The sequence below is a fragment of the Micromonospora sp. NPDC052213 genome (assembly GCF_040679695.1).
Taxonomy (GTDB): Bacteria; Actinomycetota; Actinomycetes; order Mycobacteriales; family Micromonosporaceae; genus Micromonospora.
Genome location: NZ_JBFAVI010000028.1, coordinates 21,671 through 36,839 on the forward strand (window position 1 = coordinate 21,671; position 15,169 = coordinate 36,839).

A 15,169-nucleotide genomic window follows, 5' to 3' on the forward strand; every position below is an offset into this window, starting at 1 on the left:
GAGCGGCGGCGCACCACGGGCATCGCGCTCGTCCAGACCGGCCGGGCCCTGGCAGTCACGGATCACCCAAGCCCGGAATCGCGGCCACCACCTTCCGGTGATCGATGTTCGGCAGCGGGCGGCGTCACTTTTTGTGACCCTGAACGGCGTGGGCACAGCACCCGGACACCAGACCGTTGAGCTGCGCGTGCACGGGGTCTCCGGCGCGTCGGCGGAGCAGATTCTCGACCACCCGATCGTGGTGCGCGTCGCCGGGGATCGGCACGCGGGGTTCTATCGGCCCCGGCCGGGAGCCGGCGCGGCCGGCGGCGCCACCGCCGGGGTCGCGGTCGAGGCGTACCGCTGGGGCACGCTGACGGCCGGCGCCGCGGTGCGCACGGCGTCCATGCTGCTGCTGTTGCCGTTCATGCTGGGCAACCTCGCGATCTGGCTGCGCCCGACGCCGACCGACCGGTTCGGTCTGCTCGGCGCGCTGTGCCGCCTGCTCGCCGGCACCCTCACCGCCGCCTTCACGCTCTCGATCATCGGCGTCACCCTGAACCTCGTCGGCTGGCAGTGCGTGCCATACGTCGAGTGCCGGGCCGGCCGGCCCTACCTGTCCTGGCTCGCCACGCTGCCGATGGGCCCGCGCCTGGCCGTGCTGTCGCTCATCCCACTGCTCGCACTCCGCCTGGTCTGGGCGATCGGCGCGCGCTCCGCCCGGGCGTTCGAGGGCTTCGGCCCGACCTCGGCCGAGCCACAGGCCTCGGAGATGACCGAGAGCCTCACCACCCGCGGGTTCTGGGACGACGAGCGCGTCACCGCCTGGCTTCGCCAGATCCACGTCGGGATCAGCGCCGGCACGCTCGACGCCAGCCTGCTCGCCGCCCTGTCGGACGGCGGGCGGAGTCGGCTGGGCATGCTGCTGTTCGCCGCCGCCGCAGCCCTGGTGGCGTTCTGCGCGGTGCTGCTCTGCCTGCCCGTGCCGACCGGTCCCGCGCAGGCCCGTCGCCTCCTGCGCCCGCTGTGGGCAGCCACCGCCGGAGTGACCGTCCTGAGCCTCGGCTACGCCGCCCTCACCCGCACGGTCCAGCCCGTGATCAGGCAGTTGCCGGGCTACGAGGGCAGCACCGGCGGCCTAGTCGCGGCACAGGGCATCCTGCTCGTGGCGATCGCCGTCGTCACGTTCGCCCGCCAGTTGACGCAGCCGACCGGGACCCGCCCGTTCCTGCGTGGACTCGGCACGCCCGTCGTGGCGGCGTTGTCGGTCAGCGTCGCCGCGGCCTTCACCGCCACCCTGGTCTTCCGGGTCGCCGACTACCTCGACCGCGGCTACATCCCCAATCCGATCCGGCCGAACCCACCCGTCCTCGGCCCCCTGGAGCCGCCCGTCGCGTACTGGTGGGCCGCCCTCGCCGGACTCACCGCGCTGCTGATCATCACCGGGGTCACCACGGCTACGCTCGTGTTCAGTCGCCGCCGGCGGCGGACCCTGGCCGAGCGCGTCGTCGAACAGGACTACCCGCAGGTGCCCCTCGACGCGGCGCCCCGGCTACGCCTCGTGCGGGAGACCGTCGCCAAGTCGCACGTGACCGAGGAGCTGGCCCCGATACTGGTCGCGTTCTTCCTGATCTCCTCGCTGGGCCTGGCCACCATCGCGCTGGACCTGATCGGGATCGGTCCCACCCAGCTCGCGGCAAAGCTCAGCGGCCAACGCGACGGAACCGGCCTGCTCGTCGTTCACGTCACCGACGTGGCGATCTGGGTCATCAGCCTGCTCGTGATCAGCCTCATGATCCTCGGCTTCCGCTCGTACCGGTCGGCCGAGACCCGACGCCTCGTGGCGGTCCTGTGGGACCTCGGCACCTTCTGGCCCCGCACCGTCCACCCCTTCGCGCCCCCCTGCTACGCCGCCCGGGCAGTACCCGAACTGACCAAGCGGGTCTCCGCGCTCGCCGCGCAGGGTCCCGTGGTCATCTCCGGACACAGCCACGGTTCGGTCCTGGCCGCAGCCACCGTCCTGCAACTGCCGCCGACCGCCCTGCCCAGGGTCTCCCTGCTGACCCACGGCTCCCCGCTGCGCCGCATCTACGCCCGCCTCTACCCGGCCTACCTCGGCCAGCAGACGCTGTGCGACCTGGGCGGGCGACTCGACTGGCGGTGGCGCAACCTCTGGCGGGACACCGACCCGATCGGTGGACCCGTCTTCGAGCGCCGGGGCACAGAGCCACCATGCGACACCCCGGCGGCCGAATCGGTGGACATGCGGCTCCGCGATCCCCACGCAGTGACCATCGACCCGGCTGACACCGTGCCACCGCCCGTCGAGCGCCACTGGCCGTACCACACGCAACCGCAATACCAGGCGGCCGTACGCGACCTCGCCGATCGGTCGGCCCGCAGCAACCCCTCGCTACGGCCTTCCCCCTGATTTGGCGCGGGTTCACTCCGGCGCGAGCGAACGCCATATCCGGTCGGGCAGTACGCGGGCCGCCTGCCCGAGATCGATGCCCGGCACGCCGGCGAGCCACCGGCGCGCGGTCTCCGCCACCGGGCCGATCAGCAGCATCTCGATCAGGGGCTCCGGCAGGGTGGCGATCTCACCGGCCGCCATCCGTGGCCGCAGCCAGCCGGCGACGGCCGCCATGCGCGGCGCCTTGGCCGCCGCCACCTGTTCGGCGTGCGCGGCCAGGTAGCCGGCATAGGCCGAGGCGTGGATGAAGCGCGCTGCGGCCGGGTTGTCCTCGGTGAAGCGCAGGTAGGCCACCACGATGGCGCGGACGCCGGTGCGGGCGGTCCGGGCCCGGCTCAGCGCCGTGATCAACTCGTCGAACAGCGCCGCCATGCACCGGCTGTACAGCGCCGCGGCCAGCCCGTCGAAGCTGCCGAAATGGTGGTAGAGACTGCCGAGGCTGACCCCGCTGGCGGCAGTCACGGCGTTGACCGTGAAGCCGGGCTGGCCGGTCGAATCGAACACCTCCAGCGCCGAGGCCAGCAGCCGCTCCGCAGTCGCCTCACCCCGCTGCTGCTTAGGCGACATGAGCCATCCCCTGATCCCACAGCCGTCGAGCCAGGGCCGGATCGTCCGCCACGGGCGCGAGCGGTACTGGACGGTCACCGTCGAAGTACCGGCCGGATCTCTCACCGGGCGCGAACGCCAGGCGCACCACCGGTGCCGCGCCGGCCTCCGGAGCGTCCCACCGGCGCTTGAGCACCCTGAGCAGCAGGCCATTCACGCCACCGGGATCCCCCAATCCGGTCCTGACCACGCCGGGATGCACTGCGTCGATGGTCACCCCGGCATTCTCCCAGTGCCTCGCGAACAACGGCACGGTGAGCAGGTTCGCAAGCTTCGTGTCGCAATAGGTACGCATCCAGTGGAAGTCCTCGCCCCTGGGCGTCCGATCCGGGTCCACCCTGCCCTTGACGTAGAGGCCGGCGCTGACCTGGACCACCCTCCCCAGCCGCTTCTCCAGCAGGTGGTTGAGCAGGAACGGCGCCAGGTGGTTCACCGCGAACGACTGCTCGTACCCGTCCTCAGTGCGTACCAGCCGGGTCGGCCAGACACCGGCGTTGTGCACCAGCACGTCGATTCGACCGCAGCGACTGTCGAGCTCGACCGCGACCCCCCGAATGGACGACAACACCGAAAGATCGCCCACCACCAGCTCCGCCGAGCCACCCGCGCCGCCCGGCGACGCCCCCAGCGCCGCCACCGCCCGCTCGCCCCGCGCGCGGCTCCTGGTCACCAGCACCACCCGGCAGCCCCGCCGTACCAACTCGGTGGCCACCGCGAAACCGATGCCGCGATTGGCTCCGGTCACGACCGCCGTCACCGTCTCCACCATGGCCGCCAGCCTAGACCTAACTAGAGCAAGATTCTAGAACGAGTTTCGGTTATGGCGCTTTACGAACATCGAGGGACAGCCATATGATCCCGAGGTGGCGGGGGGTGCGGGACAACCGGAACCCGACCGCTGCCGGGGCACCGTCATCACGGTCCCGGTCCCGGTCCCGACCGCCACCCCCTGCCCGCCGCACGCCGACGATGGCCGAGCGGATCGACCCGCTTGGGTGGACAGCGGGCGGCAACCACCGCCCACCCGACCGATTCGCCTCGGAGAGGAGCCGACATGGGGCTGATACATGCGTGGCGTATGCAGAAGCTCGTCTCGGACGCCAGAACCGCCTTCAACCAGGGCGACGTCACGTTCAGTGCCGGTTTCGACATCGATACCCGCCGCAGGGTGTCGATGAAACGCATCCGCAAGGAGATCGACTTGATCATCAACGCCGTGGAGCCGATCGGCTGGCAGTGCGTCAGCGTTGAGCCGTTCTTCGCATCGGTCGAGATCGACTTCGTCCGCCAGCCGTGAACGTGGGTTTCCTGGCGGCCGCGCCCGCGCACGGTCTGCTCGGCGACGGCGAGAGCTTCAGCCGGTGGCGGTGCCGCGCTTCAGGTCACCGGCCTCGCCGACGCCGGGCACCTGCCCAGCCTGGTCCCGTTCCTCGCCTTCGTGGACGCGCGCGTCGCCGTGCACACCGGTCGGCTGGGCGAGGCGGCGGCGCTGGCCGAGCGCGCCTTCGGCGACCACCCGCAGAGCAGGTACGAGCCGTACGCCCCGGGCCGCCCGCGGCCGAACTCGCCGTCGTCGCCGGGCTGCCGGACGCGGCCGAACTCCTCGCCACGGCGGCGGCGGCGGTGTGCGCGGAGAACGACCGGGCGGCGGCCTGCCTCACCCGCGCGGCCGGGCGGCTGCTCGCCGCCCCACCCCCAACTCCCCTCCCAACCGGTCCCGATCGCCATCGGGGTACTGATCGCGATTCGCCGCCCTATCGATGGTGTTGGTGGAACGATGGAAGGCGTGGGAACTGCGAAAACTGCCATGCCTGCTGTCTCGCCGCTCGCTGGTGAGCCGATCAAGCGTGCCGATGCCGAGCGGCTCGCGGGAGTGCTGAAAGCATTCGCCGATCCGGCCCGACTGCGACTGCTCAGTCTGATCCAGTCCGCTCCGGAGGGCGAGGCGTCCGTCAGTGACCTCACCGCGCCGCTCAATCTCTCCCAGCCGACCGTGAGTCATCACCTTCGGATCCTCACCGAGGCCGGCCTGCTCGAGCGCGAGAAGCGCGGCGTCTGGGCGTACTACCGCCTGGTGCCGTCCGCGATCGCGGCGATAGCCGACCTGTTGACGCCACCCCGCAAGCGGGCGACGAAGAAGGCCCGCTGAGCGGCACTGTCGAGGACCGCGCCGTCGTAGCACGCCGACAGGACGATCCGGTGCGGATCGTCCTGCGCCTCGTGGATCCTCGCCGGCGCCCGGACGGATCAACATGCGCCTCGTGCTGATCACCAGCGTCATCACCCACAGCACCGACACAAGGCACCCGACCACCCGAGGCGGGCGGGGCACCGACTTGAGGCCGTTTGCGCACGGCCCACCCGGGAAGACGACGAACGGAGTGGCGCGCGGAGCCGCCCGCGCCACCGCACCACGGGGAGGCCGACATGGGTGACCGGGAACGGCTGCACGAACTCCGCCAGCAGGCGCACAACGCGGGCATCGAGGGTAACTCCAAGATGACAGAGGAGCAGCTGCGCGAGGCCCTGCGGAGAGTCGGCAAGGGCGAACAGCCGCAGATGGCCAAACACCAGGCCAAGCGGTGACAGACGCGAACGGTGCCGGCACCCGCTGAAAGGCGGGCCGGCACCGCTCGCGGTTCTCAACTGATCGTTTTCCGGGTTCCCTGCCGCCCCACCCGAAGACTCCCGACACACACCTCACCGGCCGCCCTGCCGCCCCCACACGGTCAGTACGGGCGTTCGAACGCCTGGCAGGGCCATGACCCGCACCAGCCCAGCCTCCAGCCGACGGCATCTCCGGACGACCTACGACGGGCTCGGACCCCCGATGCGCCCGCGCGGCCATCCCACTGACGTGCGGTTTTGGACGCGGCCAGGCCCCTTCCCCGACGTCCGGTACGGTCCCGCCGTGGACCTTCACTCTCGGCGAGCTGCCACCACGCGAGTAGTAGGCACTACCGCACTGCTGTCGGGCCTGCTGATCTCCGTGCTCACGATCTCCAGCGACTCAGGGCTGACCGAGCCGCACTTCCTCGCCGCGCTCCTTGTCCTCACAGGCGTCGGACTGCGCATAGAGGCCGCGATCATGGCCTCCGGTGCGTAGCGCGAGCCCGGTTGGCCGCGAGCGGCCGATGCCCGCCGGAGGCCGCCAGCGGGCCGAGTGCGGCCAGCTTGCGCCGCACCTGCGCGGCGCCTTGATCCCGAACGGCCGTTTCGGCGGGTAGGTGGGCCTCCTGCCGACGCCCGGGACGCCGGGGAAGCTCCGTTGCATGAGCGACGCCGCGCTCCCGCGCGCAGCCCTGCGGCAGCTCCGGGCACCCCGGTCATGACCACCCTGTTGAGCTGCACCCCCGACCTGATGGTCACGCCTGCGACCGACTTTCCCTTCCGCCATCCAAAAGTTCCGATGCATCGATGGAAAGTGATAACGTCACCCATCGATCTTTTGTCTCGCGGGAGCGTATCGACCGGTCCAGGGGAGAAAAGTTGCACGGCTCTTCCCGTATGCCCCAGGAGGAACCATGACCGCACCGAAACAACGGCGGCGTCGAGCCGCGCTCGCGGCCGCGACCGCCGCCGCGGCGACCCTGCTCGCCGCGGCCCCCGTCACTCCGGCCACCGCCGCACCCGCCACCGCCGAGGTTCCGCCGCAGGAACCGGGCGTCACCCTGCGCTCGTACGACATGGGTGTCCCGCTGTCGGCGCTGTGCACCCTGAAGCCCGCGCAGACGCCGAACGTCGACAAGCTCATGCCGCAGATCAACTGGACCGCTACGGACGAGTTCGGCCTGTCCGACCGGTTCATCAGCCACGTGACCGCCAACCTCGCGGTGCCCACCGACGGTGCCTACACGTTCCGGCTCACCAGCGACGACGGGTCACGCCTGACGATCGGCGACCAGCTCGTCGTCGACCACGACGGCCTGCACGGCGAGACCTCCCGGGAGGGATCGGTCACCCTGAGCGGCGGCCTGCACCCGTTGTTCGTCGAGTTCTTCGACAACGGCGGCGGTCAGGTGTTGCGGCTCGAGTGGCGGCGCCCCGGCGCCGACGGCTTCGAACTCGTGCCGACCTCCGCGCTGAGCACCGACGCAGGCGTCGTGCGCGTCACCGCCCCCGGCTGGAAGTACTGCGAGGGGGCAACCGACTCGGCCGGCGACGGCCTGCCCCTCGACCGGGTGCACCCGGGGTACACCCTCACCGACCTGCGTCCCGAGGGCTTCCGGCCGCAGGTCACCGGCATGGACTTCATGCCCGACGGGGACCTGGTCATCTCCACCTGGGGCGGCACCGACAACATGACCGGCGAGGTCTACGTGGTCGAGGGCGTCAGCGGGAAGGGCGGCCCCGCACAGGTGACCTACCGCAGGTTCGCCGAGGGGCTGCGCGAACCCCAGGGGGTGGCGGTGGTCGACGGAACCGTCTACGTCAGCCAGAAGCACGAGCTGACGGCCCTGCGCGACACCGACGGCGACGGCGACGCGGATGACCACCGGACGGTTGCGACCTGGCCGTGGGGCCGCAACTTCCACGAGTTCGCGTTCGGCCTGCTCCACCGGGACGGGTACTTCTATCTCAACCTGTCGGTCGCCATCAACTACGGCGGTGCCACCACGGTGCCCCAGCCCGCGCCGGACCGCGGCACCTCGATCAAGGTGAACGCCGCGACGGGCGAGATCACGTATGTCGCCGGGGGGCTGCGCACTCCGAACGGGATCGGTTGGGGTCCACGCGGCGAGGTCTTCGTCACGGACAACCAGGGGGGCTGGCTGCCGGCGTCCAAGCTGGTCGAGATCCAGCAAGGAGCGTTCTACAACCACTACACGACGCCGGCGGGTCGGTTCGACGACAAGCCGGTGACCCGTCCCGTCGTCTGGCTTCCGCAGAACGAGATCGGAAACTCGCCGTCCACCCCCGTGCTGCTGAAGCAGGGTCCGTACGCGGGGCAACTGGTCGTCGGCGATGTGACCTACGGCGGCCTGCAACGAGTGTTCCTCGAAAGGGTCGAGGGGCAGTACCAGGGCGCGGTGTTCCGGCACACGCAGGGACTGGAGTCCGGCATCAACGAGGTGACCCTCGGCCCCGACGGCGCGCTCTACGTGGGAGGCCTGGGCGCCGGCGGCAACTGGGGCCAGGAGGGCAAGCTGACGTACGGCCTGCAGAAGCTCACGCCCAACGGCACCTCGGTCTTCGAGGTCAAGCAGATGCGCGCGTCGCATGTCGGGTTCGAGCTGGAGTACACCGAGCCGCTGTCGGCCGAGACCGCGCAGAGGCTCGCCGACGCGTACCAGGTGACGCAGTGGCGCTACGGTGCGACGAGCCAGTACGGCGGGCCCAAGCTCGAGCTGGAGACGCTCAAGGTGACCAAGGCCGAACTGTCGGCGGACGGCCGCACCGTCGAGCTGCGGATCGCGGGACTGAAGGAGAACCGCGTGGTGCACGTGCGCTCCCCGCGTCCGTTCTCCTCGGCTGGCGGCGAGGAGCTGTGGAACACTGAGGCCTGGTACACGCTCAACGAGATCCCGGGTCGCGTGGTGCAGCCGCAGACGTTCTTCGAGGCCGAGGAGGGCCGCACCGTCGGCGTCGGCATGGCCACCGACCACGCCGCCTACTCCGGTGCCGGCTTCGCCGCCGGGTTCGCCCAGAACGGCTCGTCGACCAGCATCTCCGTCGACGTGCGGGAGAGCGGGACGTACGACCTGGCGATGCGCTACAGCAACGGCCCGAACCCCTACTCGGGCGAGAAGCAGCTGAGCCTGTACGTCAACGGTGCCCGGGTGGGACAGACGGTCTTTCCCTCCACGGTGACCTGGAAGGAGTGGGGCACCGTCACCACCACCGTACGCCTGGACAAGGGCCGCAACCTGGTCGAGTACCGCAAGGAGGCCGCGGACTCCGGGCACGTGAACCTCGACGTGCTCGCCGTCCGGCCGCACGGCGAGCGCATCACGCTGTTCGACGGTGGAGGGCTCACCGAGTGGCAGCACAGCGACGGACGCGAACCCGGATGGACGGTTGCCGACGGCGCCATGACGGTGCGCAACGGGGACCTGCGCACGGTGCAGGCCTTCGGCGACTTCCGCCTGCACGTCGAGTTCAACCTGCCGCTGTACCCGCCGGACGTGACCGGCCAGGCACGCGCCAACAGCGGCGTGTACCTACAGGAGCGCTACGAGATCCAGGTGCTGGACTCGTTCGGCATCGACCCGCCCCAGATCAACGACGCCGCGGCCATCTACAACCAGAAGGCCCCCGACGTGAACGCGGCGCTGCCGCCCCAGACCTGGCAGACGTACGACATCGTCTACCGGCAGGCCCGCTACGACGCGGCCGGCAACAAGGTCCAGAACGCGCGCGTCACCGTCGTGTGGAACGGCGTCACGGTGCACGACGACGTCGAGATCCTCGGCCCGACGGGAGGCAACCGCCCGGAGGGCCCGGCGACGGGCGCCATCCGGTTGCAGGACCACGGCAACCCCGTCCAATACCGCAACATCTGGATCGAGCCGCTCGACCTGTAGTTCCAGCGGCCAGAATGCGGACGGCCGGGACCGGTTCGCCGGCCCGGCCGCCCGCCTGGCGGCCGCAGCGGCCACCCCGACGGCTCGGGGCGCCGTTCGTGGTGATGCCCGGCGGCGGGGCGGGCCGGCGCCCCCCCGCCGGGGGGGGGGGCCCCCCCCTCACCGGGCCCCCCCCCGCCGGCGGTGCCGCCGCCGTCACATGCCGGCGCACTGCCCCAGGCTGTCGCCGGTGACGCTGTTGGGCTCGCCCCGGTCGGTCGGGTCGCTGTCGTTCCCGGTGCAGGTCAGTGATCCCGCGATCCGGTTGCCCGACAGCACCACCCAGCCGCCGGTGCCGGCCACGCTCACCGCGCCGCGGACCTGGGCCCGGCGGAGCCACACGGCGCGCGCGTGGTCGGCCTCCACCCCGCCCTGCAGCTGTGAATCCTCCACGAGTACGCCCGCGCCGGGGCGTACGACGATGTCGCCGCGGACGTCGGCGTTCCGGACACAGGTCGTCCCGGCCGAGACGGCGAGGTCGCCGTGGTGCGTTCCGGTGACCGTCCGGTCGCAGGCGGGCGCCACGGGCTCCGGCACCCACCGGTACAGGGTGCTGCCCCGGTTGTAGTAGTAGGTGCCGTTGCGGTCGATGGCCAGGTTCTGCATCCCGCTCTGCAGGACCGTCATCTCCAGGGTCGCGGGGTCGATCTCGAAGAGGCGGCCGGTCGAGGTGCCGACGAGCTTCCCGTGGTGCCAGAAGAGCTCCCGGCCGGTCGCGTAGATCTTGCTGTCGTCCACGCCGAAGTAGGTCCTGCGGAGCACCACCGTGCGGGTGTCGGGGTCGAACTTGAACAGCGCGTTCGCGGTGAAGCCCCACAGGTTGCCGTCGTCGTCGAAGGTGAGGGCCGAGACGTTCTCCTCTCCCGGGACGGGCACGGTCTCGAACACCACCTTCCCGGTCGCCGGGTCGAAGACGAACAGCTTGCCCTCGCTGGTGGTCGGTTCGATGCCGATGCCGCCCCAGATGCCGGTGCCGCCGTAGACGAGGCCGTCCCGGTAGGCCAGGGCGAGCGGGGTCTGGTCCTTGACGACGTCGCGGAACACCCGCAGGTCGCCGGTCGACGGGTTGAACAGGGACAGCGCTCCCCCGAGTTGCCCGTAGTCCGGCATCGAGCCGATGGCCACGACGTCACCGGCGCTGGCCCAGCCGAGTGGTCGATCCTGGTGACTGCCCAGCGAGACGACCCGGTCCCGGGCCGTCACCGGGTTCGTCGCCGGATCCCACGGCCGGGTGGTGTCGTAGGTGTAGATCCGCGCACCGGGGTAGGTGCCGAAGACGAGGCGGTCGCCGTGGGCGACGAGCCCCTCGGTCTGTCCGACACCGTTGAGCGGCTCGGTCGCGCCACTGTCCACGTCCACCCGGGCGATCCCCGGCGGGGATCCGTACCCGCCGACGTAGATGTCGCCGCGCGGGCCGGTCGCCATCGACCGGATCAGGAACGGCGTCAGTTCCGCGTCGGCGCGCACCGCGGCCGTCCGCCCGGTGGCGGGGTTCCAGGCGTGGAAGATCGACTTGCTGGTCGCGGTCACCACGGACGTGCCGGGGAACCCGTCGGTGCCCAGCTCCATCAGGGCCCAGCCACGGGCCGCGGATCCCTGGAGGTTCATGGAGATCCGGCGCTGCTGCCGGGTGTCGAGGTCGTAGGCGATCACCGCACCGTCGATCGGCGCGATCAGCGCCTCGCGCCGGCGCACGCCGCTGTCCTCGGTGCTCACCTCGGGAGACACCGCCAGACCCACGACCTGGGGTACGACGTCCACCCATGCCTGCTCGGTCAGCGAGTAGACGAGCAGGTCGGTCGAGGGCGTCGGCCGGGCGAAGAGCAGCCCGCCGGAGACGGTCACGTCGTAGAGGAAGGTGTCGGCGTCGTGCCCGGGTGGCAGCGGGATCTCCCGGATCTCGCCGGTGTGCGTGTCGAGGCGGGTGAGGCTGGCCCGCAGTGCGCCGCCACCGGCGTACACGTACCGACCGTCGGAGTCGATGCTGCGCACGTAGATGTTGCCGTCGACCTGCACCCCGTAGTCCTGCCACTGCCCCGTGGCGGGGTCGTAGGCGATCACCTTGCCGTCCGGATAGGTGCCCCACACCGGCCGGCCGCGGTCGTCGAGGGTCGCCGACCACAGGTGCGTCTGACCGAACGGCGCGGTGGCGACGAGTTCGAGGGTGAGGTCGTCCGGGTCGAACCGCCACACCTCCCCCTTGGTCTGGGTGCCGATGTAGATGTCGCGGTCGGCGGTCGTGACGAACGACCAGGACATGATCACGTTCGGCATCGTCCGGCTCATCAGGCGCGCACCGGTCACGATGTCCACCGCGCTGAACGTCGAGGGACTGCCGCCGCCGATGACCACCCCGATGTCCCGTCCGGCCGAGTCGGTGGTGTAGCCCGCCCCGGCGTTGGTGATGCCGGCGATCGGCTCGCCCAGATCCTGCTCGACACCGGCCGGCGGCTGTGGACCGGGGCCGGTGGCGGCGAACGCGACCGAGTCGACGAGGCCGTCGACGGTACCGACCGAACTGGAGTAGACCAGCGGCTCCGCGCTGACCGCGTCGGCCGGCGCCGTGAACGTCGCCACCTGGCGGTCCCACGCCCCGGGCGCCGGACGCAGCACCTGGTACGGCTGGGCGACCCTGGCGCCGGCGGAGTCGTAGAAGTAGACCGTCGGTTGCAGCACGCCGCTGGCGAGCTTGAGGTCCATCGAGAACGCGTACCTCACGCCCCCGGTCACCGGCACGCGCGCGGCTCGCAGCCCCGCGCCGGCAGTCGTGCTCGCGTCGCGCACCCGCAGGCTCCGGTCTCCGTCGCTGGCGTCGGTGTCGTCGAGGGAGTAGTACTTCTCGGAGCCGGGCCACACCGGGGCCCAGCCCGTGGGCAGGCCGTCCGGACCCACCTCCTCGAAGCTCGCGTTCGCCAGCAGGTTCCCGCTGGTGCCCGCGGTCACTGCGGTCGTACCGGCGCTCGCGGGTGGCGCCACGAGCGCGACCGGCGCCAGCACCACCGCGCTCAGCATCCACCGGGCCCAGGCCCGGCTCCGTCGGTTGTCGGTCATGACGACTCTCCCTTCAGTGCGACGCACTGCCCTGACACCTGCCCGGTCACCGCGTTGCGGACGCCGTCGTCGGTCGGCGCCCAGCCGTTCTCCGCGCAGGCGAGCGCGCCGTCGATGGTGTTGCCGGACAGCAGCACACGTCCGCCGGTACGCGTGATCGACACCGCTCCGTCGACGCGGGACCGGGCGATGCTCACCACCCGGGCCTGGTCCGTGGTGACGCCACCGTGCACGTGGGAATCCTCGATCCGGACACTCGCCCCGGCGTCGACCTGGACGGGACCGTCGACCACCGCGTCGGTGACGCAGGTCTTGCCCGCGGTGACCCGGAGTGGGCCGTCGTGCGTACCGTTGACCGTCGCGTCGCAGTCGCGCGGGTCGTCGGCGGGCTCCCACCGGAACACGTTGGTGTTGTTCGCGACGTAGATCGTCTCGTCGCGGTCCATGCCGGCGATGCGGACGTCCTGCGCCAGGACCAGCCCGTGTTCCAGGGTCCGCGGGTCGAACCAGAACAGCTTTCCGCCGGCGTTGCCGTAGAAGCGGGCGTCCGCGGCGCGGTAGAACAGCTCGGTGCGGAAGCCCCACTGGTTGCCGTCGGCGAATCCGGAGTCGAAGGACCGGGTGACGGTGCGGGTGCGCGGGTCGAACTCGAAGACGGTGCCGTCCCCGACCAGGCCCCACACCATGCCACCCGGGCCGGCGGTGAGCGCCTGGACCACGGCGCCGCCGCCCACCACGGGGCCGCTCCAGACCTTCTCACCGGCCTCGACGTCCCAGACGAAGAGTTCGGCCCGCTCCTGCGTCGGGGTGCTCGACAGCCCGCCGTGGATCGAGGTGCCGCCGACGACGAGCCCACCGACCGTGGTCAGCGCGGTCACGCTCTGGTCCGGTACGACGTCGCGGTGGAACTGGTACGCCCCGCTGCCCGGGTCGAAGACCACGAGACCGCCGCCCAGCTCCCCGTAGTCGGGGACGGTGCCGCCGACCACCAGGTCACCGGCCGACACGAGGGTCACCGGCCGGTCCTGCCCGAACTCGGCGCGGCCGAGCGAGAACAGGTGCCGGGAGTTGCTGCCCCAGTCCCAGGCGACGTCACCGCCGACCTCGCCCGCGTAGTACTCCGCGCCGGGGTAGCTGCCCACCACGATCCGGTTGCCGTGGGTGGTGATGCTGTCGGCCTGCTTCGGCCCCGACAGCTGCTCGAGCTGGCCCGTCTCCCGGTTGACCCGGGCCATGACGCCGGCGCTCAGGTAGGCGCCGAAGTACGCGTTTCCGTCGGGGCCGGTGCCGACGGAGTGGACCGTCGCCGGCGTGCTCTGGATGACGTTCGGCAGGATGTCGCCGGTACGGTTCTGCAGGTTGTACCGCCAGATCGTGCCGTCTCCGCGCATGCCCACCAGGGTCGTGCCCGGGAACTGCGGGGTGCCGAGTCGCATCGGCTCGAAGGCACGGGTGGTGCCGAGCGCCGCGGCGAGGGGGCTGCCCTCCCAACCGATGGAGGTCGTCTGCCGGGTGGCGACGTCGTAACCCTGGACCGTGGCGCCGGAGGCGTAGAAGAAGCGGCCGTCCACCGCACCACGGGTCATGTGTCCGAAGGCGATCGGCTGCCCGACCGTGTCGGTGCAGCACCAACGCCCGGCGGAGAGGTCGTAGACGAGGTGGTTGCGACCGTCCAGGGTCGGTGAGTACTGCACGAACACCAGGTCGCCGTGGCGGGTGACCCGGTTGATGAAGCTGGCCCTCGTCGCCACGGGCTCCGGCAGCGGGATCTCGGTCTTCCCGCCGGTGGCCGGGTCGAGGCTGAACAGGTGCGGGACGGCGCCCGTGCCGACCCAGAGCTTGCCGTCGACCTCGTCGAAGCCCCAGGCGTAGTCCCCGTCGGTCGTCATACCGCCGTAGTCGCGGAACGCCCCGGTGGCGGGGTCGTAGGAGTAGACCTTGGCGTCCGGGTAGGTGGTGCCGTAGAGGATGCCGTCCCTGATCAGCAGCGTCCGCAGCATCCCCTCACCGACCACCCCCGTGGCGATCCGGGTCACCTGGTCGGTTGCGGGGTCGTACCGCCACAGGGTGCCGTCGTTGGGCGCCCGGACGCTGAGGTAGACCAGCCCGGAGTCGTCCACCACGATGGAACTGGCGACGGTGTAGCCCGGAAAGGTCGTGGTGTGCAGCAGCTCGCCGGTGCGGGCGTCGATGGCGTTGAAGCTCACCGGGGTGCCGTCGCTGAAGCCGTAGACGACGGGGGTGCCGTCGGGGCGTACGTCCATCGCCGCGAGCCGGACGTTGGCCGTGTACATCGAGCCGAGGTCCACGAACTCGGCCATCGGGTCGTGCTGCGCGGCAGCGGTGCCGCTCGTCTCGGGTACGGGCGACGCGTGTGCGGGACCGGTGAGGGCGGCGAGTACCGCCGCGCCCAGGAGCAGGGCGAGCAACGCCCTGCGGCGGATGCGTGGGCCGGGTCTGGATGAACCTGGCATGGTGTCACCTTTCGGTCGACGCG

At 71.2% G+C, this 15,169-nt stretch carries 10 protein-coding genes; 5 read left to right on the plus strand and 5 right to left on the minus strand.

Features of this window, described 5'->3' with window-relative positions:
• Positions 1 to 148 precede the first annotated feature (148 nt).
• A complete protein-coding gene (locus AB0L34_RS10155) occupies positions 149 to 2,410 on the plus strand; it encodes a hypothetical protein (protein ID WP_363703614.1) in 2,262 nt (753 codons plus the stop codon).
• Between the two features lie 12 nt (positions 2,411 to 2,422).
• Here AB0L34_RS10155 and AB0L34_RS10160 read toward each other — a convergent pair whose 3' ends face one another.
• Both AB0L34_RS10160 and AB0L34_RS10165 read right to left on the minus strand, forming a co-directional pair.
• Positions 2,423 to 3,019, minus strand: a complete 597-nt coding sequence (locus AB0L34_RS10160) for a TetR/AcrR family transcriptional regulator (RefSeq protein ID WP_363703616.1) — start codon at positions 3,017 to 3,019, stop codon at positions 2,423 to 2,425.
• Positions 3,009 to 3,827 (minus strand): SDR family NAD(P)-dependent oxidoreductase, encoded by an 819-nt coding sequence (locus AB0L34_RS10165; RefSeq protein ID WP_363703618.1) that lies wholly within the window; start codon positions 3,825 to 3,827, stop codon positions 3,009 to 3,011. The genes AB0L34_RS10160 and AB0L34_RS10165 overlap by 11 nt, the downstream gene beginning before the upstream one ends.
• A 285-nt stretch (positions 3,828 to 4,112) precedes the next feature.
• Between AB0L34_RS10165 and AB0L34_RS10170 the strand changes: the two genes are divergently transcribed.
• The gene (locus AB0L34_RS10170) at positions 4,113 to 4,355 is read left to right on the plus strand and encodes a hypothetical protein (protein ID WP_363703620.1); all 243 of its coding nucleotides are present in this window, start codon (positions 4,113 to 4,115) and stop codon (positions 4,353 to 4,355) included.
• A gap of 57 nt (positions 4,356 to 4,412) precedes the next feature.
• Here the strand turns inward: AB0L34_RS10170 and AB0L34_RS10175 are convergent, their stop codons facing one another.
• Positions 4,413 to 4,574: a hypothetical protein gene (locus AB0L34_RS10175; RefSeq protein ID WP_363703622.1), complete on the minus strand. Its 162-nt coding sequence runs from the start codon at positions 4,572 to 4,574 to the stop codon at positions 4,413 to 4,415.
• Between the two features lie 261 nt (positions 4,575 to 4,835).
• Here AB0L34_RS10175 and AB0L34_RS10180 point away from each other — a divergent pair, with 261 nt between their 5' ends.
• From AB0L34_RS10180 to AB0L34_RS10190, 3 genes are all read left to right on the plus strand, one after another.
• The gene (locus AB0L34_RS10180) at positions 4,836 to 5,207 is read left to right on the plus strand and encodes a metalloregulator ArsR/SmtB family transcription factor (protein WP_357458070.1); all 372 of its coding nucleotides are present in this window, start codon (positions 4,836 to 4,838) and stop codon (positions 5,205 to 5,207) included.
• Between the two features lie 278 nt (positions 5,208 to 5,485).
• Positions 5,486 to 5,644, plus strand: coding sequence for a hypothetical protein (locus AB0L34_RS10185; RefSeq protein WP_357458072.1), 159 nt, complete (start codon positions 5,486 to 5,488; stop codon positions 5,642 to 5,644).
• 938 nt (positions 5,645 to 6,582) lie between these two features.
• A complete protein-coding gene (locus tag AB0L34_RS10190; protein ID WP_363703624.1) occupies positions 6,583 to 9,582 on the plus strand; it encodes a family 16 glycoside hydrolase in 3,000 nt (999 codons plus the stop codon).
• 195 nt (positions 9,583 to 9,777) lie between these two features.
• On the opposite strand, the gene AB0L34_RS10195 is transcribed toward AB0L34_RS10190, so the two are convergent.
• The gene (locus tag AB0L34_RS10195; RefSeq protein WP_363703626.1) at positions 9,778 to 12,672 is read right to left on the minus strand and encodes a hypothetical protein; all 2,895 of its coding nucleotides are present in this window, start codon (positions 12,670 to 12,672) and stop codon (positions 9,778 to 9,780) included.
• Positions 12,669 to 15,146: a hypothetical protein gene (locus AB0L34_RS10200; RefSeq protein WP_363703628.1), complete on the minus strand. Its 2,478-nt coding sequence runs from the start codon at positions 15,144 to 15,146 to the stop codon at positions 12,669 to 12,671. The genes AB0L34_RS10195 and AB0L34_RS10200 overlap by 4 nt, the downstream gene beginning before the upstream one ends.
• Positions 15,147 to 15,169: the final 23 nt, after the last annotated feature.